The sequence below is a fragment of the Tateyamaria sp. Alg231-49 genome, assembly GCF_900143535.1.
Taxonomy (GTDB): domain Bacteria; phylum Pseudomonadota; class Alphaproteobacteria; order Rhodobacterales; family Rhodobacteraceae; genus Tateyamaria.
Map to the genome: position 1 here is coordinate 246,894 of NZ_FRFA01000006.1, position 25,386 is coordinate 272,279.

General features: G+C 58.5%; 23 protein-coding genes. 13 read left to right on the plus strand and 10 right to left on the minus strand.

The annotated features are described in order from the left end of the window. Positions 1–33: 33 nt before the first annotated feature. Both DHN60_RS11845 and DHN60_RS11850 read right to left on the minus strand, forming a co-directional pair. Complete coding sequence (locus DHN60_RS11845; protein WP_108837506.1) at positions 34–435, minus strand: DUF4177 domain-containing protein; 402 nt, start codon at positions 433–435, stop codon at positions 34–36. An 85-nt stretch (positions 436–520) separates the two neighbouring features. After that, on the minus strand, positions 521–994 hold the full coding sequence (locus tag DHN60_RS11850; protein ID WP_234423614.1) for a thioesterase family protein: 474 nt from the start codon (positions 992–994) through the stop codon (positions 521–523). A gap of 79 nt (positions 995–1,073) precedes the next feature. Between DHN60_RS11850 and DHN60_RS11855 the strand changes: the two genes are divergently transcribed. Beyond that, a complete protein-coding gene (locus DHN60_RS11855) occupies positions 1,074–2,261 on the plus strand; it encodes a bifunctional 2-polyprenyl-6-hydroxyphenol methylase/3-demethylubiquinol 3-O-methyltransferase UbiG (RefSeq protein WP_108837508.1) in 1,188 nt (395 codons plus the stop codon). A gap of 102 nt (positions 2,262–2,363) precedes the next feature. Here DHN60_RS11855 and DHN60_RS11860 read toward each other — a convergent pair whose 3' ends face one another. After that, entirely contained in the window at positions 2,364–4,028 is a 1,665-nt protein-coding gene (locus tag DHN60_RS11860) for an alpha/beta-hydrolase family protein (RefSeq protein WP_108837509.1), read from the minus strand. Positions 4,029–4,249: 221 nt separating this feature from the next. Then, a complete protein-coding gene (gene gatB / locus DHN60_RS11870) occupies positions 4,250–5,773 on the minus strand; it encodes an Asp-tRNA(Asn)/Glu-tRNA(Gln) amidotransferase subunit GatB (protein WP_108837511.1) in 1,524 nt (507 codons plus the stop codon). Between the two features lie 119 nt (positions 5,774–5,892). Here gatB and DHN60_RS11875 point away from each other — a divergent pair, with 119 nt between their 5' ends. Beyond that, positions 5,893–6,381, plus strand: coding sequence for a hypothetical protein (locus DHN60_RS11875; protein ID WP_159089196.1), 489 nt, complete (start codon positions 5,893–5,895; stop codon positions 6,379–6,381). An 18-nt stretch (positions 6,382–6,399) separates the two neighbouring features. Here DHN60_RS11875 and DHN60_RS11880 read toward each other — a convergent pair whose 3' ends face one another. After that, the gene (locus DHN60_RS11880; protein ID WP_234423616.1) at positions 6,400–7,662 is read right to left on the minus strand and encodes a hypothetical protein; all 1,263 of its coding nucleotides are present in this window, start codon (positions 7,660–7,662) and stop codon (positions 6,400–6,402) included. 219 nt (positions 7,663–7,881) lie between these two features. On the opposite strand from DHN60_RS11880, the gene DHN60_RS11885 reads away from it, so the two are divergent. Then, complete coding sequence (locus DHN60_RS11885) at positions 7,882–8,667, plus strand: transglycosylase SLT domain-containing protein (RefSeq protein WP_234423617.1); 786 nt, start codon at positions 7,882–7,884, stop codon at positions 8,665–8,667. An 87-nt stretch (positions 8,668–8,754) separates the two neighbouring features. On the opposite strand, the gene DHN60_RS11890 is transcribed toward DHN60_RS11885, so the two are convergent. The 4 genes from DHN60_RS11890 to pepN all read right to left on the minus strand — a co-directional run bounded on the left by DHN60_RS11890 (position 8,755) and on the right by pepN (position 13,094). Then, a complete protein-coding gene (locus DHN60_RS11890; RefSeq protein ID WP_159089197.1) occupies positions 8,755–9,186 on the minus strand; it encodes a hypothetical protein in 432 nt (143 codons plus the stop codon). A gap of 7 nt (positions 9,187–9,193) precedes the next feature. Then, the gene (locus tag DHN60_RS11895; RefSeq protein WP_108837515.1) at positions 9,194–9,937 is read right to left on the minus strand and encodes an SDR family oxidoreductase; all 744 of its coding nucleotides are present in this window, start codon (positions 9,935–9,937) and stop codon (positions 9,194–9,196) included. A gap of 18 nt (positions 9,938–9,955) precedes the next feature. Next, entirely contained in the window at positions 9,956–10,453 is a 498-nt protein-coding gene (locus DHN60_RS11900) for a DUF1993 family protein (RefSeq protein ID WP_108837516.1), read from the minus strand. Between the two features lie 97 nt (positions 10,454–10,550). Beyond that, positions 10,551–13,094: an aminopeptidase N gene (gene pepN / locus DHN60_RS11905; protein WP_108837558.1), complete on the minus strand. Its 2,544-nt coding sequence runs from the start codon at positions 13,092–13,094 to the stop codon at positions 10,551–10,553. A 146-nt stretch (positions 13,095–13,240) separates the two neighbouring features. Between pepN and DHN60_RS11910 the strand changes: the two genes are divergently transcribed. The 10 genes from DHN60_RS11910 (at position 13,241) to DHN60_RS11955 (ending at position 24,748) form a co-directional block, all read left to right on the plus strand. After that, positions 13,241–14,758 (plus strand): FAD-binding domain-containing protein, encoded by a 1,518-nt coding sequence (locus DHN60_RS11910; protein ID WP_108837517.1) that lies wholly within the window; start codon positions 13,241–13,243, stop codon positions 14,756–14,758. A 1-nt stretch (position 14,759) separates the two neighbouring features. Further along, positions 14,760–14,906 (plus strand): DUF2256 domain-containing protein, encoded by a 147-nt coding sequence (locus DHN60_RS11915; RefSeq protein WP_108837518.1) that lies wholly within the window; start codon positions 14,760–14,762, stop codon positions 14,904–14,906. A gap of 135 nt (positions 14,907–15,041) precedes the next feature. After that, entirely contained in the window at positions 15,042–17,195 is a 2,154-nt protein-coding gene (locus DHN60_RS11920) for a malate synthase G (protein ID WP_108837519.1), read from the plus strand. Between the two features lie 112 nt (positions 17,196–17,307). After that, entirely contained in the window at positions 17,308–17,733 is a 426-nt protein-coding gene (locus DHN60_RS11925; protein WP_108837520.1) for a heme-binding protein, read from the plus strand. A 111-nt stretch (positions 17,734–17,844) separates the two neighbouring features. Next, entirely contained in the window at positions 17,845–18,624 is a 780-nt protein-coding gene (locus DHN60_RS11930) for a gamma-glutamyl-gamma-aminobutyrate hydrolase family protein (protein WP_108837521.1), read from the plus strand. A 43-nt stretch (positions 18,625–18,667) separates the two neighbouring features. After that, complete coding sequence (locus DHN60_RS11935; protein WP_108837522.1) at positions 18,668–19,225, plus strand: transposase; 558 nt, start codon at positions 18,668–18,670, stop codon at positions 19,223–19,225. A 110-nt stretch (positions 19,226–19,335) separates the two neighbouring features. Then, positions 19,336–19,788, plus strand: coding sequence for an isoprenylcysteine carboxylmethyltransferase family protein (locus DHN60_RS11940; protein ID WP_234423618.1), 453 nt, complete (start codon positions 19,336–19,338; stop codon positions 19,786–19,788). Positions 19,789–19,943: 155 nt separating this feature from the next. Continuing rightward, on the plus strand, positions 19,944–21,524 hold the full coding sequence (locus DHN60_RS11945; protein WP_108837523.1) for a Re/Si-specific NAD(P)(+) transhydrogenase subunit alpha: 1,581 nt from the start codon (positions 19,944–19,946) through the stop codon (positions 21,522–21,524). 16 nt (positions 21,525–21,540) lie between these two features. Continuing rightward, positions 21,541–23,058, plus strand: coding sequence for an NAD(P)(+) transhydrogenase (Re/Si-specific) subunit beta (locus DHN60_RS11950; RefSeq protein ID WP_108837524.1), 1,518 nt, complete (start codon positions 21,541–21,543; stop codon positions 23,056–23,058). A 406-nt stretch (positions 23,059–23,464) separates the two neighbouring features. Then, on the plus strand, positions 23,465–24,748 hold the full coding sequence (locus DHN60_RS11955; protein WP_108837525.1) for a DUF3422 family protein: 1,284 nt from the start codon (positions 23,465–23,467) through the stop codon (positions 24,746–24,748). A gap of 98 nt (positions 24,749–24,846) precedes the next feature. On the opposite strand, the gene DHN60_RS11960 is transcribed toward DHN60_RS11955, so the two are convergent. Beyond that, positions 24,847–25,386, minus strand: a 540-nt coding sequence (locus tag DHN60_RS11960) for a transposase (protein ID WP_159089198.1), incomplete at its 5' end; no start/stop codon positions are given.

The window sequence follows — 25,386 nt, forward strand, 5'->3', positions numbered from 1 at the left end:
ATGCGGTGACGGTCAGAGTACTTATTGACCGCCTTATTTTTGCGCGTTGGTTTCGTCGGCTGTTGTTTCTGCGCTTGCCTCCTCAGTTTCGGCGGCGGGTTGCGTGGCTGCTGTCATGGGCGGGTCTGCCGGTTTTTTCGACACAGCCGTTTCTGGCGTGGGAGCTGGCAACAATTCGGGTTCGAAATCGTCGATTGCGTCGGCCACAGCGCGGCGGAAGACCAGCACATTGCGCCATTCTGTCGTGCTGCCCGTCAGACCGGAGCGCTCAATTGACGGCAAAGTCTCTGCGCGTTGATACTCCCACCCTTCGCGGCCCATGTCGTTCATCAACGACTGAAGCGCATTCGCAAACCGCCCCTCGGGGCCTTTAACGCCGTGCGCTTTGGTGCCCTTGGTTGGGGCCGGGACGACTTTGTATTCCCACTGAGACATGACCATACCCTTTTATACTTGTCGGGCGCGTATATCCGTGGGCGCCCGGCATGAAAAGACCGTGACTGCGTTGTTTGCGTGGGTCCTATTTGCGCCGGATACCAATACTGGCGCCTACAGCGGACGGCCGAGGCAGGCTGGAATGTTCGTCCGCCAGAGTGCGCACTTTGTTCAGTACATCATCGGGCATTGGGGCAACTTTGGGCCCGGATTGGTCGACATGCAGTGTCAGCGCCTCGCCGGTGGCGGCCAGCCAACCGTCCTGATGCCAGATTTCCTGATATGAGTGGAAACGTTTGGCATCAAAATCAATAAGTTGAAATGTTACTGTGACCGGATCGTTCACATGCAATTCGCGGACATAGGCCAGATGAAATTCGGCCACATAGGTCGTGTTGCCTGTGGTCTGATGATAGTCGGGGCCAAAACCAATCCGCTCGTAAACCTCATCCGCGCATTGATCGAACAGCACGTTGTAATAGGCCATATTCAGATGGCCGTTGTAGTCGATCCATTCGGGACGCACGGTCATTATCGAAGAACGAAAAGGGGCGGTCACGGCAGTCTCCTGTTTGCGGTTTCGTCCAAGTTAGGGCAGAGCATGGGCAGAGAAAAGCGCAAGGCACAGGGACACCATCATGAGCGATGAAGCGGTAAAAGCGCAGTACGAATCTTATCCCTATCCCGAACGCAAACCAACAGACGAGCGCAAGCGGTTGATCACCGGGTCCCCGTCTTTGCCGGTCGAAATGGATCACTGGCTGTGGGGCGGGGCGCGCGACTGGACCCAACCCTTGCGTATTCTTGTGGCGGGAGGAGGCACTGGCGACGCGTTGATCCAATTGGCGCAATTGTTGACCGATGCGGGGCGCCCTTACGACATCACCTATCTGGATATGTCTGTGGCCGCGCGCTCTTTGGCCGAAAAACGTGCCAAGGTACGAAAGCTGGACGGTATCACGTTTGTCACGGGGTCTTTGCTGGATGCAGGTGCCTATGGTCCCTTTGATTACATCGACTGCTGTGGCGTGCTGCACCATCTAGAGGACCCGCAGGCGGGCTTTGATGCGCTGGCAGGCGTGCTCGCTCCGGATGGCGGCATGGGCCTGATGGTATATGCCCCGCACGGACGTTCGGGTGTTTATCCATTGCAGGCAGCGTTCGGGCGATTGTTTGAGGGGCTTTCCCCCGAAAAACGGCTGAAACGAGCAAAGGCCGTTTTTGCCGCCTTGCCTGACGGACACCCGTTCAAGCGCAACACGCGGGTGGTGGATCATGAGCAGGGGGATGCGGGTTTCTATGACTTGTTGCTGCACGGGCGCGACCGGCCTTTTTCCATCAGCGAGGTTCAGAATGCACTGGCACAGGCAGAACTGGAATACGCAGGCTGCCCAGAGCCTGTTCTATACGATCCAACGCGGCTTGTGGGCGAGCTGCCCGAGGGGCTGAGCGACATCGAGGTACAGCAACTGGCCGAGGATTTGCGCGGCACTTTCAAGACCCATGTGGTCTACGTGCGCGCCAAGGGCGCAGTCGTACCGCCACCGTTCGGGCAGGCAGATGCGGTGCCGCATCTGCGGGCCGTCGCGGCGGCAGATTTGGCCGCTCATGTCGCCAAGACGGGTGGGATAACAATCGATACGGCCGGTGAGGCGTTTCACTTTGATGTGGCCCGCGAGGCTGGTCCGCTGATCGCGCAGATTGATGGCAAGCGGTCTTTGGGCGAAATTGGTGCAGGGGTTGCCGAGTTTGATCGGCTTTGGTCTGCTGTGGAAACAGCCCTGTGCGGGTCGGGCATGATGCACTATTCACGGCTGTTTGCCTGAGCGACCCGAGACCCAATAGTTGATGTGTGGTGCAGTATTGGCAAATGGCCCAACGCTGCGCACAGCCATGTGGTCAAAGAAAGGCTTTCTGTCCCTGTTCCTCTAGTCGTTCTTGCATCCGAATTGAACGCCGAGATCGCAATGCGCTTTCAGCCGCTCCGTATCAGCGTCTGTCCAACCCGTTGGGGCCGTCGCCTGCACCCATGGCGCGATGTAGTCCTGTGCGTAGTAGGAGTGCCCGTGGCCCGGCGGTGCGCCAAAGGCCAGAGCCATATCAAGCGCCAGCTGAAACTGCGTCACGATGGGTATGAAACGGATATGCTCTGACGCATCGTGCGCAGGTGGATCATTCATCCAAGGCGGAGCGCGCCACAGAGAGTAAGGATCGTAAAAGACGATTGGATCGCTGGAGTATTGCAGGAATACGATCCGCATTTGGCCCCAGTTCGCAGTGGCGGTGGATGCATCGGAATAGTGGGACGCATACCGCACGAGAGAGCCGTCACCGATGGTTGGCAAGACCCATGGGCTGTCAGGAGTACGTGCGTTTTGGACATAGTTCCAGAAACCAGACGGAAAGGGTGGGCCGGCCCAGAACGCTCCGTCGATCGGGTCGTCCACAAGGCGGAACAGGTTGGTCGCATACATTGATGACCAAGCGCCAAGGCTGAGCCCGTGGGCATAGAGCCGTGGACGGTCGTCCTTGGGCAAGGTCTTCCAGTATTGGTGCACGATTTCGAGCAATGAGGTGGCCTGATCAAGGCCCGTCCGCGTTTCGAGGATCAGTGCAAGGGGAGATTGCAGATACGAATACTGCACACTCACAGTCGCGATGTCACCGTTGTGCATATATTCGACGGGATCATGCGACCCCGGATCCATCCACCCGGTGCCTGTGGGGCTGGTGACAATCAAAACCTCGCGCTCAAATGCGCCAAGGCGTATCAGTTCAGCCAGCGCCAATTCGGAACGCTCGCTTGGGGTCTCGCTCTGCGCGCGTCCGACATACACGCGAATTGGAGTTCGCGCGGGCCGTCCGGAGAATGCAGAAATCGCGGCAGCATCTGGGCCAGTGGTGACAAAATCGCGCCCCGGTTGACCCATCGAAGCCCAATCGATCAGTGAATTGGCGCCCCCAACAACATCTGGATCGTCCGGTGGTGGGGGGGCCGCATCAAACAACTCTTGTGCGGTCTCGTAGCTGGTATCAAGAGCCCGCACGGCCTGATCAAAAAGGCCATCGCGTGTGACCACGAACAGGATCAGGGCAACGAGGACTGCCGCCAGTACATTCGCGCGGCGTGGTGGCATGATCCTGTAAAGCCGCTTTTGGACAATCCAGAACAGCCACTCGATCACGCCCATGATAAGAAAGACGACGGCAAATGTCAGAACTGCAGCGGTGAGGATCGAAATCAGATCCAGTGCGTCAGCAGGCGCGAGGCCCATTTTGGCACGTAGCGCGTTTTGCCACGTCAGGCTCGACGCCACAGTCCAGCCCAGAAACGAAACGACCACAATCGTAAGGCCCCCCATTGTCAGCCGTGCGGTTTGTCCCGTCAGCTGTGGGAGGTCTCCTGCACGCCATAGTAGCCCTACGATTCTGGCGACAAGATACCCGAGTGCCATCACCAAACCGCCCAGAACACCCTGAACCATTGGCCCCCGTGGGATTAAAGACGGTGTGAGAGATGCCGCAAAAAACAGAAAGCCAAAGAGTACGCAAGGGACTGAAAACGAAGCCAGAATTCTCTTGATAATATGCACTTTTGGTTCCCAACCAGATGTATCGTAGCGCCAAGTCGTCAGATCTTTGGCACAACGGTAAACTCGCTGAAACTGGGGCGCGACGCAAAACTAAAATCCGTGTCTTGCGGCGCTTTCGGCGTGGGAAATCACGAATTCATCACGAACGCGGTCGAGTCTCGTCTTGTGCGCGCCGTTTGAGTGCCTGTGCAACAGAGGGTTCTAAAGCCCGTCTGCCGAGTCTAAAGTCCGAGCTTGCCCGCAACTATCTCGTTCACTGCCTTGGGGTTGGCCTTGCCGCCCGTGGCTTTCATCACCTGACCCACAAACCAACCCGCAAGTTTCGGGTTTTCGCGTGCCTTTTCGACCTGTGCAGGGTTCGCGGCGATGATCTCGTCAACGGCGGCTTCAATAGCGCCAGTGTCGGTCACCTGTTTCATGCCGCGCGCTTCGACAACTTCGGCAGGGTCACCACCGTCCGTGTAGATGATTTCGAACAGATCCTTGGCGATCTTGCCCGAAATGTCTCCCTTGGCGATCAGGTCTACGATGCCACCAAGTTGCGCTGGGCTGACCGGGCTTTCCGTGATGTCGCGGTCGTCCTTTTTCAGTCGTCCAAAGAGCTCATTGATTACCCAGTTCGCCGTTGCCTTGCCGTCGCGGCCTGCAGCCACGGCCTCAAAATAGGCGGCTGTGTCGACCTCGGCCGTCAGAACGGATGCGTCATAGTCTGTCAGCCCGAAATCAGCCATGAACCGCGCTTTTTTGGCGTCCGGCAGTTCGGGCAGGGAGGCTGCGATGTCATCAACCCAGCCTTGTTCGATTTCCAACGGCAGCAGATCGGGGTCGGGGAAATAGCGATAGTCATGCGCTTCTTCTTTGGAGCGCATGGACCGCGTTTCGCCCTTGTCCGGATCATAAAGGCGCGTTTCCTGATCGACCTCTCCGCCGCCTTCAACAATGGCGATTTGGCGGCGTGCTTCGACCTCGATCGCCTGCTGGATAAAGCGCATCGAGTTCATGTTCTTGATCTCGCAGCGCGTGCCGAGATGGGAAAAGTCCTGCGTTTCCTGATACTTTTCATACTGACCGGGCAGGCAGATCGACACGTTCACATCTGCGCGCAGGTTACCGTTTTGCATGTTACCGTCACACGTCCCGAGATAGCGCAGGATCTGACGCAGTTTGGTGATGTAGGCGGCGGCCTCTTCTGGGCCACGGATGTCAGGGCGCGACACGATTTCCATCAGCGCGACGCCTGTGCGGTTGAGGTCGACAAAGGACATGTTGGGATCCATGTCGTGGATCGATTTGCCTGCGTCCTGTTCCATGTGGATGCGTTCGATCCGCACCAGACGCTTTTTGCCCAGATCAGGGCCGGGGCCCATTTCAACCAGCACTTCACCTTCGCCCACGATGGGGTGGTAAAGCTGGGAAATCTGGTAGCCTTGGGGCAAGTCTGGGTAAAAGTAGTTCTTTCGGTCAAAAGCCGAGGTCAGGTTGATTGCTGCCTTGAGCCCCAGTCCTGTGCGCACTGCTTGCTCGACGCAGAATTCGTTGATGACGGGCAGCATGCCGGGCATCGCTGCGTCCACAAAGGCAACGTTTGAATTGGGTTCAGCGCCAAAGGTGGTCGAAGCCCCGGAAAACAGTTTGGCGTTCGAGGAGATTTGCGCGTGCACCTCCATCCCGATCACCAGCTCCCAATCGTGCTTGGCCCCGGCAATGGTTTTGATTTTGGGGGTCTCGTAGGTCAGGTCCAGCATCGGTTCTATCCGTGGGTAAGGGTGCTGATGCGGGAATAGATCAGCCCAAGATGCGCTGCAAGGGGGGCGCGACGATTGCGCGGGTTTGCACGTCGCGTACATGTGCCATGATGCGGGGCATGATGATAACGCAAACCGCTTTGCCTCAAGGCAGTCTGATCGCGCCCTATGCGCACCTCGAGGCGCATTACACGGACTGTTTCGAAGTTTCGTGCGATCGCTCCGTTACATTGCCTCGTTTCATCACCGCTTTTTATACGCAACGGCTGTTTCGTGCAGAACGTTTCGTGTTGGGGTTGGTGGCGGGTGCGCGGTCAACCGATGCTGATGTGACAGCCTTGGCGCAAGGCCTGACCACCCAGTTTGCCGTTTGGGAGGTCAGCGAGCGGCGAAACGACCAAGTATTGCTTGTGCAAAAGGGTGGGCGCACGTGTTCATGGCTTCAGGCTGGGGACGGCATGTTACGTTTTGGTTCAGTTGTGGTGCCAGCGCGAGGGCGGGGCGGTAAGCTGACCCTTGGGCCAGTGTTTCACAGCCTTTTGGGCGCGCATAAACATTACTCGCGAGCATTGCTTGCTGGGGCGGCGCGCAAGCTGGCGTCTGTCTGATGCCGGTGCGCCGTTCTGTCATCCCACAGCTTCAAGACCACCCTGCGAAAACACGACGTGTTTGCCCGAGGACAACTCCCGACGGAAAACGCTGCGCAGGAAATGCATCGCGTCCGAATGGCCCGAGGCCGCGAAGCGCTCGGCGCTGCGCACGCGCAGGGCGTTGTCAAAGCCGCGTGCGGCGTGGGCCCACAGCATCGGGTGCAGTTCGGTCAGGTGTTCGCGTACGATCCAGTCTGCGGCCTGCGCAATTTGAGCGCGCACATAATCGGCCTCGTTATTGCCGGTCTGTGTCGCGCCCATCGTGTTGGCGCAATAGGCCAAGAGCAGATTGACGGTATGCTGGTCACTGGTGTGGCGCAGGATGTCGCGCAACCCATCCAGAAAGAAATCCAGATCGACAAGCGCGCATGCTGCGGTGTCGCTTGAGATCGCGTCGAACATTGTCCACGCATAGGCACCTGCGCCCCAGACATCATGCATACGGCCTGCGGTGCGGCGTGCCTCTAGCTCTAGCTGGTCATAGGAACCGTTCCAGCGCGGCAGCAACTGTGCGCCAAAGGCGCGGTAGGCGCGCCCATTGCGTGGATCAAGATCGATCCAGGTTTCAAACTGTTGTGCGACCTGACGAGGAGACAGAGTGCGCGAAGCGCTCAGAGCGCATTTGGCCGCTGCTACAAGCGGGGAATTGAGGCTGGTTGCGTCAAAGTCGGACAGAATGCTGTCGGCACGATCAAAATGCGCGCTGAAGGCCTCAAGATTGCGTGCGGGCACTTCGATTTTCCACGCAGTCCCGCGCCAGGCCCACCCCAGATCCACGTGCGCCAACGCCACAATAGACGCAAGAGCCGGGTTTTTCGGATCTTCGGACAAAACATGTTCAAGCGCCTCGATCCCAGCCAACAAGGGTGCATCATGCGCCGGACGCCCGTTCATCAGAGCGTGCTCTACCGCGTTGACCACATCATTTCGCGCGCCATATGCGAGGATTTCGGCGACCGGCATCCCGCCAGGTGTCTTAAGGCGCGCGGCATCGGCGGCCGCAATCTCTGCTGTCAGCTTGTCCCAGTCTTCGAGGCGGGCCAGTTTCTGACCCCGCATTTGGTGGACGTCACGGGCGCGCTCTTCGGCTGTGGGATCGGGGCAGGGGATGGTCAACGCTGCTTTGAGCGGCTTGGGCGCCGCTGCGCAGGGCTGAGGCACAGGATGCGCGGCATTCACCGGCTGCATCACGCCATCATGCGCCATTTCCATACGTTGTGATTTGAGTTTGGTGCGCATGTGCGCGATTGGTGCCATGAGGCGTGATGCCAGTGCCATTGTTAAATCCGTACTTGTTACACCTGAATAGATGGCAGTCGATTGGGTCACAAACAGGGCGGTGGCGGGACATGTTCGCGCTTCTTCAGTGGAGATTTGGCGGTGGATTTTCCCATAAACGTGACAATTTGATCGAAATCGGTGGATTGTTGCCCAAGACAGGTCAAATGCCGCTCAAAAATGCCCTTTGCTGGACACGAGGCAAACGGCCCGTTCATAGTCGCGCGCATGTTTTTGAGCCGGGCCCTTTTTGTGATTTGTACAGCCGTCGGAGCGGTGAGTGTTTCGGTGCCATCCATTGTGCGCGCCGAGGCGAGCGTTCAGGCTGCTGATGGATTGCAGTCTGAAGTAGAAACAATGACTTCTGATGCACAGCCTGGCCTTGCCGATGTCCGGCCCCGACTCCGAGAGCACGATATGCCTGCCACCCGCTGGAGCGGCAAACAAGACCATATGCTATGGAACCATGCCGCCCTGAGTGCGCTAAAAACCCATGCAGTGGCGCTGGTTGAAGAAGTGCCCAAGGATATTGGGGCGTGGTGTCCTCTTTATCCGGACGCAACGGACGAGCAGCGCCGTAGTTTCTGGCTTGGGTTCATGTCCGCTCTGGCCAAATTCGAAAGCACTTATAATCAGCGTGCTGTTGGAGGCGGTGGGAAATGGTTCGGTTTGTTGCAGATTTCGCCTGCCACTGCGCGCGGGTATGGCTGCAATGCCGGTTCTGGGTCTGCCCTCAAAAGCGGGGCCGCCAATCTGAGTTGTGCGGCGCGTATCATGGCGGTGACTGTGCCGCGTGACGGAGTAATCTATGCGCCCGGCGGGCGCGGTGTTGCGGCCGATTGGGGGCCCATGCGCAGCCGGTCCAAGCGTACAGACATGGCGGGCTGGTTGCGGCGTCAAAGCTATTGCACACCGCTTGCAACCACGCGCCCAGTATTGCGGCCAGTACGTTTGGCCTCTGACTGAACGGCGCATTCGACAGTAAATACGATGTTTTGACGGATAATCATCCTGACGCGCAGACAGGTCTTCCGCATCAAATCACCCCCGCCTCTATCCCAATAGCGAAAAGTGGTGACGTTCGACCTTGATGTCGCGCTCTTTCAATACTTTTTCGAACGTGTCGGCCTGAGGCGTGGCCTCCAGTGGCAGGCGCACCTTGCGGCCTGATACCAGCACGGCACTGGCGCGGACCGAAAAGTCGAGGCGGGTGTCGAGCCGCATGTGGCTGATCTTGTCCCACGTGATCTCGCCTGTGCGTTTGCCTGCAAACCAGCGCAGCCCGTCTGTGTCGAGCGCGACCCCAGAACGGCGCCCCACAATCAGGTCGTATGCTGCAGGCAAGGTGCACAGGCCGATAAGTCCGGCCAGCCAGAGCGACGCATCGATCGTGAGCACAGCTGTGATGATGAGGGCCCAGACAATCACAAGCGCCATCAGCGTCTTGCGATTTCGCCCGCTTGTCTCAAAGCTGTAAGGTGTCATGCGCCCCTCAGCGGCCACCCGTGACGTCGAGCGTTGAGCCTGTCACGTAACTGGCATCTGGCGAAGCAAGCCACAGGATTGCGCGTGCGACCTCTTCAGCAGAGCCTTCCCGTTTCATTGGCACCATGTGGGCCAGCCGTTGCGCACGGCCAGGTTCGCCCCCTTTGGCGTGGATTTCGGTGTCGATCAGGCCGGGGCGGATAGACATGACGCGAATGTTGTCGCCTGCGACTTCATCTGACAGCCCCTTGGTAAAGATGTCGATGGCGGCCTTTGAGGCTGCATAATCCACATATTGGTTGGCTGATCCCAGCCGTGCGGCAGCAGATGAGATGTTTATGATCGCTCCGCCGTCGCCCTGTGCCTGCATACGCATCACTGCTTCTTTGGCGACCAACATTGCACCGATGACGTTGACGTTCATCATCCGGGTCAGGCGGGCATGGGTCATTTCAGTGACTTTGGCGGTCTGGTCAACGATCCCTGCGTTGTTGATCAGCACGTCGATGCGGCCAAACCCATCGTCGACCACCTTATATATGGCTGCGATGTCTTCGGGGTCAGCGACATCCCCTTGTGCCAGTATGGCGCGCGCGCCCAATGCTTCGGCTTCGGCTTTTACGGCCTCGGCCGCGCTTTGGTTGCTGCGGTAATTCAGAACGAGGTCATAGTCAGGGGCCGCCAGCCGCGCGCAGGCGGCGCCTATTCCGGCGGAGGCACCTGTGATCAGGCAGATGGGGCGTTGTGTCATGAAATATAACCTTATGTCTTAGTGGTGCGTTGGTGTGGACGTATAGAGGTGGAAGCCATCCAGATCGCCTTTGCCCACATTCGCGCCTGCGTGGCGCAACGTGGCATAGCCAAGCGTCAGGTGGAACTGCGCATTTGGTAGCGCAAAGAGGAGTGCATAGTCTTTGCCGTTTTGGGTCAATGTCGCTTCGCCAGCATTATGGGTGATCTCGCGATGTTCTGCGTCGTGGAAATCATGGCGTGAGACGGACTGAAGAAGGAACGTCATATCTTCGGACAGCGCCACGATCAGTCCGGGATCATTGTCAAATGGCAGTTCTGGGATGTCGCGCCCCACAAGCGGCAGGATCGTCCGCGCCACAAACCCAAGTGCGCAACAGAAGTGTTCTCCGGCGGTAAAGCTGTCAGGTGTCAGGCGCGCGGAAATCGGATCTTCGGTTTCTAAGCGCGCAATCAGCCGGGGCACGGTTTTAGCAAGCCGTTTCAGCGGTGGGACGGTGGCGTCAAAGAAGTCCATGGGTGGCGATTCCAAAGGTGTGGGAGCGAGGGGGCAGCCCCTCGCGCTGCCAGAAGTGTACGTTGCAAGATAAAGCAGGAAAAGGTGTGAGAGGCGCTTACGCCTCTCTGATCCGCGTGATCATTTCGGTTGTGTCGCGGCTGAGGTCAGGTGTGCTGGCGATCCGGTCAAGTTCCTTGCTGATCATGGATTGGCGGATTGCATCATAGCGCCGCCACGTCTGAAAGGCCGAACACATGCGCGCTGTGGTTTGTGGGTTCACCGGATCGAGTGTGATCAGCCAGTCCGCCAGCAGGGCGTAGCCTGACCCGTCTTTGGCGTGAAAGCCTGCGTGATGCGCGGCAAGCGCACCAAGTGTGGCGCGGAACCGGTTGGGGTTTTTCCAGTTGAAGCCTGCATGTTTGGTCAGCGCCTTTGCGGTGTCGGCGGCGTCATCGGGTTTGGCCTCCATCACTTGCAGGCCGTACCATTTGTCCATGACCAGCCGGTCATCCTTCCACTGCGCCTCGAACTGGGACAGGGCTGCATCGCCGCGTCCGGCCCGGATCAGGTTGGCCAGAGCGCTTAGCTGCTGGGTCATATTGTCGGCCGCGTCGTATTGCGCCTGCGCCTGATCACCGCCGTCCTGACGCGTGATCAGCGAAAGTATGGCGTTGCCAAAGGCGCGCATACCGGATTGAGCGGCGTCCGGGGCATAGGGTGCTGTGACCTGATAGGCGGCGTACATCGCTGGCAGTTCATCGCTGATTTTGTCAGACAATGCCTGTTTCAGGGTGTTCACTGCGACCCAGATCGCGTCCGGATCGGGGATGTGTCCTGCGCGTTGAATTTCAGCGGCAAGTTCGGATTGACCCGGTAGCCCCAACATCAGCGCGCGATAGGCCGGGTCAAGCGTGTCGTCCCGCATCACGCTGGCGATTCCGTTGATCCAAGCCGGATCCGGTGCCGTCCCTTTCAGGATCGTGTTCATCAAAGATGTACGCGCCAGACTGCGTGCTGCTTCCCATCGATTGAACGGGTCGGTGTCGTGGGCCAGCAAGAAGGCGTGATCGGCGTCGTGGTCCAGCACGACTGGGGCGGAGAACCCGCGCAGGATCGATGGCACCGGTTTTGCGTTCAGACTGGGAAAGGTGAAGGTCTGCGAGGCTTGGGTCAGTTCGAGGATTTGGGTCGGCATCGCTTCGGACCCATCAGGTGCGATCAGGCCAACGGCGATCGGGATGACAAGCGGGGCAGGGTCGGGTGTGGTCGCGGAGGGCGGCGTGCTTTGGGTGAACTCTAGGGTATAGGTTCCATCGGCAAACGCCTCGGACACTGCCACATGCGGCGTGCCCGCCTGCGCGTACCAACGCTGGAACTGACTCAGGTCGCGCCCGGTCGCATCCTCAAACACCTTGAGCCAGTCCTCGATCGTGCAAGCCTGCCCGTCGTGGCGTTCAAAGTAGAGGTCGAGTGCCTTGGCATAAGCGTCATCGCCGACGAGGGTTTTGAGCATCGCGATGACTTCGGCACCCTTTTCGTAGATCGTCGCGGTGTAGAAGTTGTTGATCTCCTGAAAACTCTCGGGACGGACCGGATGCGCCAATGGCCCCTGATCTTCGGGGAACTGGCGGGCGCGCAGGTCGATGACGTCCGAAATCCGTTTTACCGGGGCCGAGCGCATATCGGCGGTGAACTGGCTGTCGCGAAAGACGGTCAGCCCTTCTTTCAGGCACAGTTGAAACCAGTCACGGCACGTGATCCGGTTGCCGGTCCAGTTGTGGAAATACTCGTGAGCGATGATCGCTTCGATCCGTTCAAAATTTCCGTCTGTCGAGGTTTCCGGGCTGGCCAGGACCGCAGAGGCATTAAAGATGTTGAGCCCTTTGTTCTCCATCGCGCCCATATTGAAGTCGTCCACAGCCACGATGTTGAACACATCGAGATCGTAAGGACGGCCATAGACCTTTTCATCCCAGACCATCGAATCTTTCAGCGCTTGCATCCCAAAGGCGCATTTGCCCTCGTCACCGGGGCGCACGTAAAGGGCGAGGTCGACCTTGCGTCCTTCCATCGTGGTGAAGGTGTCGCGATGGGCGATCAACTCGCCTGCCACCAGCGCAAAGAGGTAAGCGGGCTTGGGCCACGGATCGTGCCATTCGGCCCAGCCATCGCCTGCCGCCACGGGGTTCCCGTTGCTCAGGAGCGTGCCATGGGGACCGTTGATGCGAACCGTGAATGTACTCATCACGTCTGGGCGGTCGGGGTAGTAGGTGATTTTGCGAAACCCTTCGGCCTCGCATTGAGTGCAGTACATACCGTTGGACAGATAAAGCCCTTCGAGCGCTGTGTTGCCCGCTGGATCAATCTGCACCTCGGCCTCCCACGTAAAGGGCATGTCCGGCACGTCGCAGGTCAGCCCCTCATCTGTGAGTGTGGGTTTGACGGATTCACCGTCGATCTTGGCAGAGATCAGCGACAGGTTTTCACCGTGCAGAAAGAAGGTGCGATCCGCGGCTGCGCGGTCGGGTACAAATCGGATACGCGCCGTCACGCGCGTGGCGGATGGCGCCAGATCAAAGGTAAGGTGCACGTCCTGAACGGCAAAGCCGAAGGGGGCGTAGTCCTTGAGGTAGATCGTTTGGGGGGACGCATCGCGCATATGGGGGCCGCCTTTGGTGGGAAGGAGTTTCGACATGAGGGTAGTGCTGCGGCGTCAGTGCTTCAAGCGGTGTTGGAGCCCAGACGGGATTAACCCAGAAGCGCGCAGCCTTTGACAGTTGAGCAAGTCCGATTAACTGGTGACCCATGACAACAGTACTGTGGTTCAAACGGGATTTACGGGTGCACGATCACCCGGCGCTGGCGCGGGCCACGGCGTGTGGTGATGTGATCCCTCTGTATGTGTTTGAGCCTGAATATTGGGCCGAACCTGATGTGTCTGGCCGACAATTTGCCTTTGTGCGTGAAAGCGTGGCCGAGCTGGGCACGGCGCTGTCTGCTTTGGGTGTGCCGCTGGTGGTGCGCGTGGGGCGGGTGGGTGACGTCTTGGGCAGTCTGCCCGCCTTTGATCGGCTGATCAGCCACGAAGAGACGGGCAACGCCTGGACCTATGCGCGCGACCGCGATGTGGCTGCGTGGTGCGGGGCGCATAGTGTTGTGTGGGAAGAGCTGGCGCAGTCGGGCGTCGTGCGCCGTCTCAATGGACGTGATGGTTGGGCCAAACAGCGCAACGCATATTTGCGCCAGCCTGTAGCGGCTGACCCAAAGTCGCTGAGTGGGCCGTCCTTGCTGTCCGATCCTGTTCCCGATCTTGTCCCACACGATCACTGCCCCGAAAGACAAATGGGCGGACGGAGTGCGGGTGAGGCCCTGCTGACTTCATTCCTCGAAACGCGCGGGCAGACCTATCGCCGCGATATGTCCTCGCCTGTTACGGGCGAATGGTCTTGTTCGCGTCTGTCCCCTTATCTGGCTTTTGGGTGCCTGTCGGGACGCGAAACATCGCAAGCCACCGCTGCGCGCCAACGCGCCGTCAAGGGAACACGCACGGGATGGGGCGGGTCGCTTAAGTCGTTTCAGGCTCGGCTCGCTTGGCGCGATCATTTCACGCAAAAGCTTGAGGATGAGCCGGGACTGGAGTCCCACTGTTTGCACCGCGCCTACGAAGGGCTGCGCCCGCGCATGCCGGATTCCGAGCGGTTGGCTGCATGGGAAAAGGGAGAAACCGGCATTCCCTTTGTTGATGCGTGCATGCGCTATCTGGCCGCGACGGGATGGATGAATTTTCGAATGCGCTCGATGTTGATGGCGGTGGCCTCATACCATCTGTGGCTGGACTGGCGTGTGACCGGACTGCATCTGGCACGTCAGTTCACCGATTTTGAACCCGGTATTCACTGGCCGCAGGTGCAGATGCAGTCCGGGACCACTGGCATGAACACGGTGCGCATTTACAACCCGGTTAAACAAGGCAGGGATCAGGACCCGTCAGGTGCATTCACGCGCCGTTGGTGCCCCGAACTGGTGGATGTGCCGGATGCGCATCTGCAAAGCCCGTGGACGTGGGAGGGGGCCGGGTCGCTTTTGGGCTGTCATTATCCAATGCCGATTGTGGATGTGGCCGAGGCCGCGCGGGAGGCCCACCAAAAAGTGTGGGCTGTGCGCAAGGGCAGCGCCTTTCGCACCGAAGCGGCGCGCGTGGTGCAAAAACACGCCAGCCGTAAAGATCCTCAAGGTCATTTCGTGAATGACCGGGCGCCGGGGCCGCGCAAGGTGCGCGCCATACCCGCCAAAGACACGCGCCAAATGGGTTTTGATTTCTGACATGGGACGGATGCGCAAAAAGTCTGACTTACCGGAAAAGGTGTGCCCGATCTGTGCCCGCCCATTCACATGGCGCAAGAAGTGGGCGCGCGTCTGGGATGAGGTGAAGTATTGCTCGGATCGGTGTCGCAGTGCGGCGCGCGGGTGATCTGAACGTCGATTTAGAGGTTTTTTGGGTAGTTCGGTAAATTTGGTAAAATTATTTGACCAATGCTGTTTACGATAGGAAACTTTTTCTCTAATCGTCCCATCGACGAACACACCAAAGTCAGGAGAGCATGCAATGGCGACTTATGTTGAACGGGCAGAGCTACGTGTGGCGGACACGCTGGCACAGTTTATAGAAACTCAGGCGTTGCCGGGAACCGGCGTCGCCTCGGCTGACTTTTGGGCAGGGTTGTCTGCACTGGTACATGATCTGGGCCCAAAAAACCGCGCCTTGCTGGCAGAGCGGGAAGAGATGCAGGCCAAACTTGATGCGTGGCACATCGCGCACCGTGCGAGCCCGCATGAGGCGGCAGCCTACACCGATTTTCTGAAGGAAATTGGCTATCTCGTGCCGGAAGGCGATGACTTCGAAATCGAGACAGAGAACGTGGACCCGGAAATCGCATCGATCCCCGGCGCACAGTTGGTGGTACCGATCACCAACGCCCGCTTTGCACTCAACGCTGCAAACGCACGGTGGGGCAGTCTTTATGATGCGCTTTATGGCACGGACGCGCTGGGCGACCTGCCGACAGGCAAGGGATATGACGCGGCACGCGGCGCGCGCGTCATCGCGTGGGCCAAGGCGTTTTTGGATGAAGCGGTGCCACTGGCGGGGGCCAAGTGGGCTGACGTCGATTATCTTGGTCGCGAAGGCAACGCGCTTGTGCTGCGTGCGGCGGGGGCGTCTGTTGGTCTTGCTGACCCAACCCAATTTGTGGGCTCGGCGACGGTTGAGGATTGGGGCAAGTTCCTTTTCAAAAACAACGGTCTCGGGGTCGAAGTTCTGGTCAACCGTGACAACCAGATCGGCAGCACTGATGCCGCCGGGATCGCCACAGTGAACCTTGAATCAGCTATGTCGACCATCATGGACTGCGAAGATTCTGTTGCCGCGGTCGATGCCGAAGACAAGGTGCTGGCCTATGGCAACTGGCTGGGCCTGATGAAGGGCGATTTGCAAGAAACATTCGAAAAGGGTGGCAAGTCTGTCACCCGAAAAATGCACGACGATTTCACCTATACCGGTCCGGATGGCGCGCCTGTTTCGGTGAAGTGCCGCAGCCTGATGCTGGTGCGCAATGTCGGGCACCTGATGAGCAACCCTGCCATTCTGGACCGCGATGGAAAAGAGATCGGCGAGGGGCTGATGGATGCAATGGTGACGACATTGATCGCCATGCATGACCTGCAAAAGACGGACGGTCTGCGCAACTCGGTCACGGGCTCGGTCTATGTGGTGAAGCCTAAAATGCATGGTCCAACCGAAGTGGCCTTTGCCGACGAGATTTTCACGCGCGTCGAAAAGGTGCTGGGCCTGCCCGCCAACACGGTCAAGCTGGGCATCATGGATGAGGAACGCCGCACCTCTGTTAATCTCAAAGAGTGCATCCGCGCTGCCAAATCCCGCGTGGCCTTTATCAACACCGGCTTCCTTGATCGTACCGGCGATGAAATCCACACTTCGATGGAAGCGGGGCCTATGGTGCCAAAGGGCGAGATGAAAGGGGCGGCATGGATCTCCTCTTATGAGGATCGCAATGTCGATATCGGTCTGGAATGTGGTCTGAAAGGGCGCGCGCAGATCGGTAAAGGTATGTGGGCGATGCCGGACCTGATGGCCGACATGCTTGAGGCCAAGATTGGCCACCCCCAAGCGGGCGCGACCTGTGCATGGGTGCCTTCGCCAACGGCGGCCACTTTGCACGCCACGCATTACCACAAGGTTGACGTGCTGGCGCGTCAGGACGCCATCAAGGCAGGTGGTCCGCGTGGCAAACTCGAGGACTTGCTGTTGATCCCAGTTGCTGTGGGTCGCAATTTTTCCGACGCCGAGATCACGCGCGAGTTGGAGAACAACGCCCAAGGTATCCTTGGCTACGTTGTCCGCTGGGTCGATCAGGGCGTGGGCTGTTCCAAAGTGCCGGACATCAATGACGTTGGTCTCATGGAAGACCGCGCGACCTGCCGTATCAGCGCTCAGGCAATGGCGAACTGGCTGCACCATGGTGTCGCTAACGAAGAGCAGGTCATGGCCGCAATGAAGAAGATGGCTGCCGTGGTGGATCGCCAGAATGCGTCTGACCCGGCCTATCTGCCGATGACCCCGGGTTTTGACGGGATTGCGTTTCAGGCGGCTTGCGATCTGGTCATCAAAGGCCGGGTGCAGCCGTCGGGTTACACCGAACCTGTGCTGCATGCCCGCCGTTTGGAATTCAAGGCGGCGTAAGCAAGAGATGAGACGGTGGGACCGAGGGGCCAGCCCCTCGGGCTCCCCGTGGTATTTTTAGTCAAGAGAAAGGAATGGGCGCGAATTGACCCGTTCCACGTAAGGAGACGACATGGGAATTACATTGGATCAGGCGCGCACGATGATTGCCGCCACTCTTGAAACCGGCCACGAGATGGGGCTGAAGCCGCTTTCTGTGGTGGTGTTGGATGCTGGTGGAAACGTTCAGGCCTTTGAACGTGAAGATGGTGCAGCACCGGGTCGCTTTGCGATTGCGCATGGCAAGGCGTATGGGTCCGTTATGCTGGGCATGGCGGGAACGGCCCAAATGGCACGCGCCGAGGCGCAGGCCTATTTCATGGGCGCTGTGAATGGTTTGTTCGGTGGTCAGCTGGTTCCTGTGCCCGGCGGCGTTTTGGTGCGCGATGCAAGCGGTGCTGTTGTTGGCGCCGTTGGCGTCACAGGTGATACGTCCGACAATGACGCAGCCGCAGCACAAGCCGGGATCGCTGCGGCTGGCCTTGTGGCGGAAATTTAAGCGTTTGACGGTTTGCTGCTGAGCGCACAGTGATCTGCGCGCTCAGCCGCACTAGGCGATCCTTTCCATGCCGTTTATACGTTAGCTCAAAGCGCGACTTATGAGGACAGCATGGTACGGCCCGTTATTGGCATCATTTCGAACCAGCACATCATCAACGACGAATATGAGGTGCAAGCCGCCGGCGTGATCAACGTCTCAGCGGTTGCCGAAGTGGCAGAGGGCTTGCCGCTGATGGTGCCCGCGGACCCGGAAAAAGTGCCATTGGCAGATTTGTTGGAGGCGTGCTCGGGTTTTGTCTTTACCGGTGGGCGCGCTAACGTGCATCCCGAAGAATATGGCGAAGAAGAAACGCCGGCCCACGGTGCCTTTGACCGCAACCGCGACCGCGTGGTCTTGCCGCTGATCCGTGCGCTGGTCGAGCGGGGTCAACCACTGCTTGGCATCTGCCGTGGGTTTCAGGAAGTGAATGTTGCGATGGGTGGCACGCTTTACCCTGAGATCCGGGATTTGCCGGGCCGCGACAATCACCGCATGCCCCCGGATGGCACGCTCGAAGAGAAATTTGCCCTGCGCCACAATGTGGAGTTTTCGCAAGATGGCGTTTTCCATCAACTGATGGGGTCACAGTCGGTTTTGACCAATACGTTGCACGGGCAGGGGATCAAGTCGCCTGGGCCACGTGTTGTGGTGGATGGTCATGCCCCAGACGGGACAGCCGAGGCGATTTACATCGACGGCGCACCTGGCTTCACGCTTTCGGTGCAATGGCATCCTGAGTGGAACGCCAAGGCGGATCCGGTGTCCCGGCCTCTTTTTGAAGCCTTTGGTTCGGCTTGCCGGGACTGGGCTGACGGGCGTCGTGCCCGCCCGATGCTGCGCAGCGCCTGAGCCCTTTAACACTGCTTTAACCATGTTGGCATAGCCTTTTGGCATGGCCAGATATGTTCAATCCACCGCACAATCTGATTCCTATTTCTTTACGGCCCGTGCCGCACGGAATGGGGATGATCTATTCATCCGACACATTGATGTATTGCGCCAAGCCTTTCGAAAGACACGCGAAACACGCCCTTTCATCATAGATGAAATCGTAGTGCTTCCCGACGTGATCCACACTCTTTGGACACTGCCCGAGGGGGACGCTGATTTTTCGCAGCGCTGGCGGATGCTCAAGAGCCTGTTTTCGCGCGCCGTGGATGGCCCGAAAGATACATGCACATTGCGGCTGCGCCCCGGAGAAAAGGGGCTTTGGCAGCGGCGGTTTTGGGAACATAAAATCAGGGACGCAGACGATTTGGCCGCGCACCGCCATTTGATATTCAGCGCACCTGTGCAGGCAGGTCTGATCAAACGACCCGAGGCTTGGCCATACTCATCCATCCACCGCGCCATTGCGCGCGGCACACATGTGCCGGAGCCATCGGTTGGGTCCGCTCATCGACGGGCGCCACCGGAGCGGATTGCACCCCAGCCCAACAGGGTTGCGTAAGATGCGCACATCCTGCGCCCTGATCAGGCGCGTGTGACCCAAGCCCCGTTTCCTTTCGTATTTGCGGCACGCTATGCTCTGTTGCAACGCACAGTAAGCGGAGCACGGCATTGAAAAACCTCTTCGATATTCCCCCGGTCTGGCTGGTCCTTGCCATCCTCGTTGCATGGTGGCAGGCGCGCTTGTTGCCTTTGGGGCTGACGTTGGAAGGCGCTGTGACGGATGCTTTGGCGGGCCTGATGATCGGCGCGGGCGCTATCTTGATTCTGGCGGCGGCACTGGCGTTTCGCCGGGCGCGGACCACCATCCTTCCGCATCAGACCCCGGCGGTGTTGATCACCACTGGCGTTTTCGCACGGACCCGTAATCCCATCTACCTTGCCGACGTATTGATCCTCGCTGGGTTTATCTTGCGCTTTGATGCCGTGGCCTCGTTGGTGCTGGTGCCGATCTTTGTTTGGTGGATCGAACGGCATTTCATTGTCCCTGAAGAAAACCGCATGCGCCGTAGTTTCCGCGCGGATTTTGCTGCTTACGAACGCAAAGTGCGTCGTTGGCTCTAATTCTTTGCGATTATTGCGCGGCCATGTTTCCCGCCTGCTTGTATCTCTGCACAGGTCCCGGTAACTGAACACGCGGGCGGCACATGCCGTTCTGTCAGTGCGGTACAACGCCGCCAGCTATTGGACACGACTGCCAAAGGGGGAGAGCGCTTCGCATGAAGATCGGGACACCAAAAGAGATTTTTGCCGGAGAGCACCGCGTCGCGATGACGCCTGAAAGTGCTTTGGCGCTTCAAAAGCTCGGGCACACCTGTGTGATCGAAGCCGGTGCCGGCGCTGCTGCGGGTTTTGCCGACAAAGCCTATAAAGAGGCAGGCGTCGAAGTGGTCAAGACTGCGGCCGCATTGTGGAAGGCCGCTGATGTGGTCGCCAAGGTGCGCGTGCCCGATGACGCCGAAATGAAGCGTCTGCGCGCAGACCAAACTCTCATTTCATTCTTCAGCCCCGTCGCGGACGAGGACAAGATGCAGGCCGCCGCCAAGAAAGGCGCGACCGTCGTCGCAATGGAGATGATCCCGCGTATCAGCCGCGCGCAGAAGATGGATGCGCTGTCTTCGATGGCCAATATCGCGGGCTACCGTGCCGTCATCGAGGCTGGCAACAACTTTGGCCGTTTCTTTACCGGTCAGATCACCGCTGCGGGCAAGGTGCCCCCGGCCAAGGTGCTGGTTGTGGGCGCCGGTGTCGCCGGATTGGCGGCCATCGGGACATCCACCAGCCTTGGTGCGATCACCTACGCCTTTGACGTGCGCCCGGAAGTGGCCGAGCAAGTTGAATCGATGGGCGCAGAGTTCGTCTATCTGGACTTTGAAGAAGAGCAGACAGACGGCGCTGCCACTGGTGGATACGCCTCCGTATCTTCCCCTGAATTCCGCGAGGCACAACTGGCCAAGTTCCGTGAACTGGCCCCCGAAGTTGACATCGTGATCACCACAGCCCTCATCCCCAACCGGGACGCACCCGAATTGTGGACCGAGGACATGGTCAAAGCGATGAAACCGGGTTCGGTCATCGTCGACCTTGCCGCAGAAAAAGGCGGCAACTGCAAACTGACGGTGATGGACGAAAAGATTGTGACGGCCAATGGCGTCACCATCATCGGCTACACCGACTTCCCAAGCCGTATGGCGACGCAGGCCTCCAGCCTTTATGCGACGAACATCCGCCACCTGATGACGGACCTGACGCCGGAAAAAGACGGCGAAATCAATCACAACATGGAAGATGACGTGATCCGGGGCGCCACCATTGCGCACGGAAAAGAAGTCACCTTCCCGCCACCACCGCCCAAAGTGGCGGCCATTGCGGCGGCTCCCAAGAAAGAGCCCGCCAAGGAGCTTACAGCGGAAGAAAAGCGCGCAGCCGAAGACGCTGCCTTTAAGCAGCAGACCCGCAATCAGGTCACTTTGCTGGGTGTTGGTGCAGCCCTCGTGTTGGGCGTGGGATTGATCCCCGGTATGCCCGCCAGCTTCATGCAACACTTCATCGTTTTTGTGTTGAGCGTGTTTATTGGCTTCCAGGTCATCTGGAACGTGGCGCATTCGTTGCACACACCACTGATGGCGGTCACCAACGCGATTTCGTCCATCATCATCTTGGGGGCTTTGATCCAGGTTGGATCGTCAAGTCTACTCATAACGTTGCTTGGGGCCTTGGGGATATTCATGGCGTCCGTCAACATCTTTGGCGGCTTCCTCGTGACACGGCGTATGCTCGCCATGTTCCAGAAATCTTAAGGCGGGGCAGGGACTTATGGAAAACGCATTCACCATTGCGGCCTATGTGGTCGCAGCCATCCTCTTTATCCTGAGCCTTGGCGGTCTGTCCGGGCAGGAAAGCGCCAAGCGGGCCGTCTGGTACGGCATTGTGGGCATGGCCATCGCCGTTCTGGCCACGTTGATTGGCCCGGGTTCGGGCCTGTGGTTTGCCTCGCTTGTTCTGATCGCTGGCGGCGCAGCAGTTGGGTATCAACTCGCCACCAAGGTCGAGATGACCCAGATGCCCGAACTGGTGGCCATCATGCACTCGCTGGTTGGTCTGGCGGCGGTCTTTGTTGGCTTCAACGCGGACCTAATGATCAATTACATTGGCGGTGTGTATGAAGCTGAGGGCCTTGTGATGGGCGCCGTGGACGCAGGTGGCGTCAAGGCAATTGGACTGCCCAAAGAGGTCTATGAAGGCTTGTCAGCCTTTGGACAGCTTATCGCGAAGAAATCCAGCGTTGAGATTGGTATTCTGCGCGTTGAACTGGTGCTTGGCATCTGGATCGGGGCCGTGACCTTTACTGGCTCTGTGATCGCTTACGCCAAGCTTGCAGGTTCGTCTTCGAAACTGCCAATTAATATCGACACCAGTGCGAAGAAACTGCCCGGCGGGCATATGCTGAATGCCGGGGCTGCGGCTCTGTCTGTGCTGCTTTTGATCGTTTACCTTGGCGGTAGCGGGTCATGGGCGCTGGTTCTGCTGACGCTGGCGGGGCTCTTTATTGGCTATCACCTGATCATGGGGATTGGCGGCGCTGATATGCCGGTCGTGGTGTCCATGCTGAACAGCTATTCTGGCTGGGCGGCTGCGGCCATCGGCTTCTCCCTTGGCAACGATCTGTTGATCGTTGTGGGCGCGCTGGTCGGCTCTTCTGGTGCGATCCTGTCCTACATCATGTGTAAGGCAATGAACCGGAGTTTCGTGTCCGTGATCCTGGGCGGCTTTGGCGGCCCTGCGGGCGAGCAGATGGCCGTGGAAGGCGAACAGATCGCTATTGAGGCGGACGGTGTCGCCGCCGCCCTGAACGAGGCGGACAGCGTGGTGATCATCCCCGGCTACGGTATGGCGGTGGCGCAAGCCCAACAGGGCGTGGCCGAGTTGACGCGCAAACTGCGTGCGGCAGGCAAAACAGTGCGCTTTGCTATCCACCCGGTGGCGGGTCGTTTGCCCGGGCACATGAACGTGCTTCTGGCGGAGGCCAAAGTGCCCTACGACATCGTGCTGGAGATGGACGAGATCAACGACGACTTCCCCGACACGGATGTCGCCATCGTCATCGGCTCGAACGACATCGTAAACCCGGCCGCACAGGACGATCCAAACTCGCCCATCGCGGGGATGCCGGTTTTGGAATGCTGGAAGGCGAAACAGGTGTTCGTATCCAAGCGTGGTCAAGGTACGGGGTATTCGGGCATCGAAAACCCGCTGTTCTTCAAGGACAACACGCGGATGTTCTATGGCGACGCCAAAGCCTCCATCGACAAACTGCTGCCAATCATTGACTGATACAGGGTGTTGACGACCTTTGTCGTCGGCGCCTTAAGAAAAGTGCACCGCCCCCATAATGGGGGCGGTGCTTTTTTTCCGTGAGTGAGTGGCGACGTTTTTGGCTTGCGCTGTCTGGTGCCACATTTGGTAATATGAACCACCAGCCCGTTTCCGTCGCGTAAATTGCCGATGTGAGCGAAAATTTATTTTTTCGGAACGGGCAGCCAAGTGTGAGCTGCAAGCGGAGCGTTTGCCGCGAAGGTTATGAAATTCCATCAGCTTTTGGCGGCAAGGCGCGGACTTTGGAAATGGGATTGTCCATTGCATACCGTTGTATTCCGTTAACATGTTGAAAAACAATAAAAAATAGTTTCGCTTTGTGCAGTTTTAGGATTATTTCGCTGCAAAAGAAGTCGGAGCAGTCATGTCCCCTGTCCAAGATCACCCGCTACGCTACCAACTGGCAAACGAATTGCATGCGCGGCCCTTTCCGTCGATGCAGGCTCCAAGTACGGCCGCTTATGTGGCGTTCAAACAGGCTGAAATGGCCGCCAACCGCGACCGCAACGCGGACTTGGAACATTTGCACAAGTTGCTCGATAGGCATGGTGCCCAGCATCCACAGCCCGGTGCGACCCACTATTACGGGCAGATCGGCAAGCATTGGCTCAAATGGGAACAGCACACAGAATTTGTCACCTACACGATCTTTTCCGAGGGGGTCGAAGAGCGCCCTTTTGATCCGCGCGCCTTTGATCCGTTCCCGCAAGACTGGCTGGAAGAGGCTCCGGGCCAACGGGTGACATCGATCCTTGTGCGCGTTGAACAGCGGGGGTCGGAGGGCGAAGTTCAAACTCGCCTGCGTGAATGGTTCGTGCCCGAAAGCCTTGCGGTCAGTTCAGTTCTGGAAGACGCGGCCATCATGGCAGGCGACTTCCGGATTGATCAGCACGGACACATGCGCTTTGCCTTGTTTGCAAGCCCCAGCACGGGTGAACATCGTATGGGCCGGATCGTACAGCGCCTGTGTGAAATTGAGACATACAAGTCGATGTCGATGCTGGGCTTTGCCCGGGTCCGTAGCATGGGGGCACAGCTGGGCGCGCTGGACACGCGGTTGACTGAACTGGTCGAGTCCATGTCTGTCGGAACCTCCAAGGCCGAAGACACGCTGGATGCGCTGCTGGAAATCTCGGCGGAGTTGGAAACACTGTCAGCGCAATCGTCGTTCCGGTTTGGGGCCACATGGGCCTACGAAGCCATCGTGACGGAGCGGATCGCTGCCCTGCGCGAAGAGCGGTTTCACGGGCGTCAGACCTTTCGCGAGTTCATGGTACGGCGCTATCAGCCTGCCATGCGCACGGTACGCTCTGCACAGGACCGGTTGGATGCGATGAGTGCGCGCGGGGTGCGGGCGGCCAACCTGCTGCGGACGCGTGTAGATGTGGAGCGCTCAGCCCAGAACCAGAACCTGCTGGAAAGCATGGACAAGCGTGCGGATTTGCAATTGCGCCTACAGCGCACGGTCGAGGGGCTGTCTGTGGTGGCGATTAGTTACTACGCGGTGTCGCTGGCCAGTTATCTTCTTTATCCACTGGAAGCGCCAACGGGGTTCTCCAAGGGTTTGTTGACCGCGCTGATCACCGTCCCGGTGGTGGTGCTGGTCTGGGCATCAGTGCGGCGGTTACGGCGCGCGGTGGAGAAGTAGGGCGGGTTGATCACGCACCTGCACGAAGTAAGTGTTGGCTTCGAACCTGCAGAGATCTGTGCCGCGCAGCGAATGGCCGCTTCGAGTATCCGTCTTGGTCAAGCGTGGTTTTGAACCCACTCTCGATCTGCTTTGACCAATGTGTTGGCGAGCTCAATGAGTTTCCGCATGATTGCTGTGAGAGCGACCTTTTGCGGTTTTCCCTGTTTGATCATTCTCTGGTATTTTTTGCACATATCGGGGTTGTGTTTTACAGCGACGAGAGCAGGCATGTAGAGCGCGTCGCGCAACTGCTTTCGGCCCCCTTGAATGCTGGCTTTGCCACGCCACTTTCCCGACTGTTGGGTCATCGGAGCCAGCCCGGTCAGGCTTGCAGCTTTCTTCTTATCAAGAGTACCGACCTCAGGCATCTCAATCAGAATGGTTGCTGCGGCCACTTCGCCTATGCCCGGGATTGATCGTAAAATTGCGTTGGCCCGGGCGCGGCTGGGGCAGTCTTGCAGCCTTACGTTAATGTCTTGTTGTAATGCCTTCAGCTGACGCGTTAGCTGTTCTATCCGTGCTTTGGTTTGCCGCCTGACGAGAGCAAGAGTTTGTGTTTGCAGACGATTTATCAATCGGGTGCGATCCTTGATAAG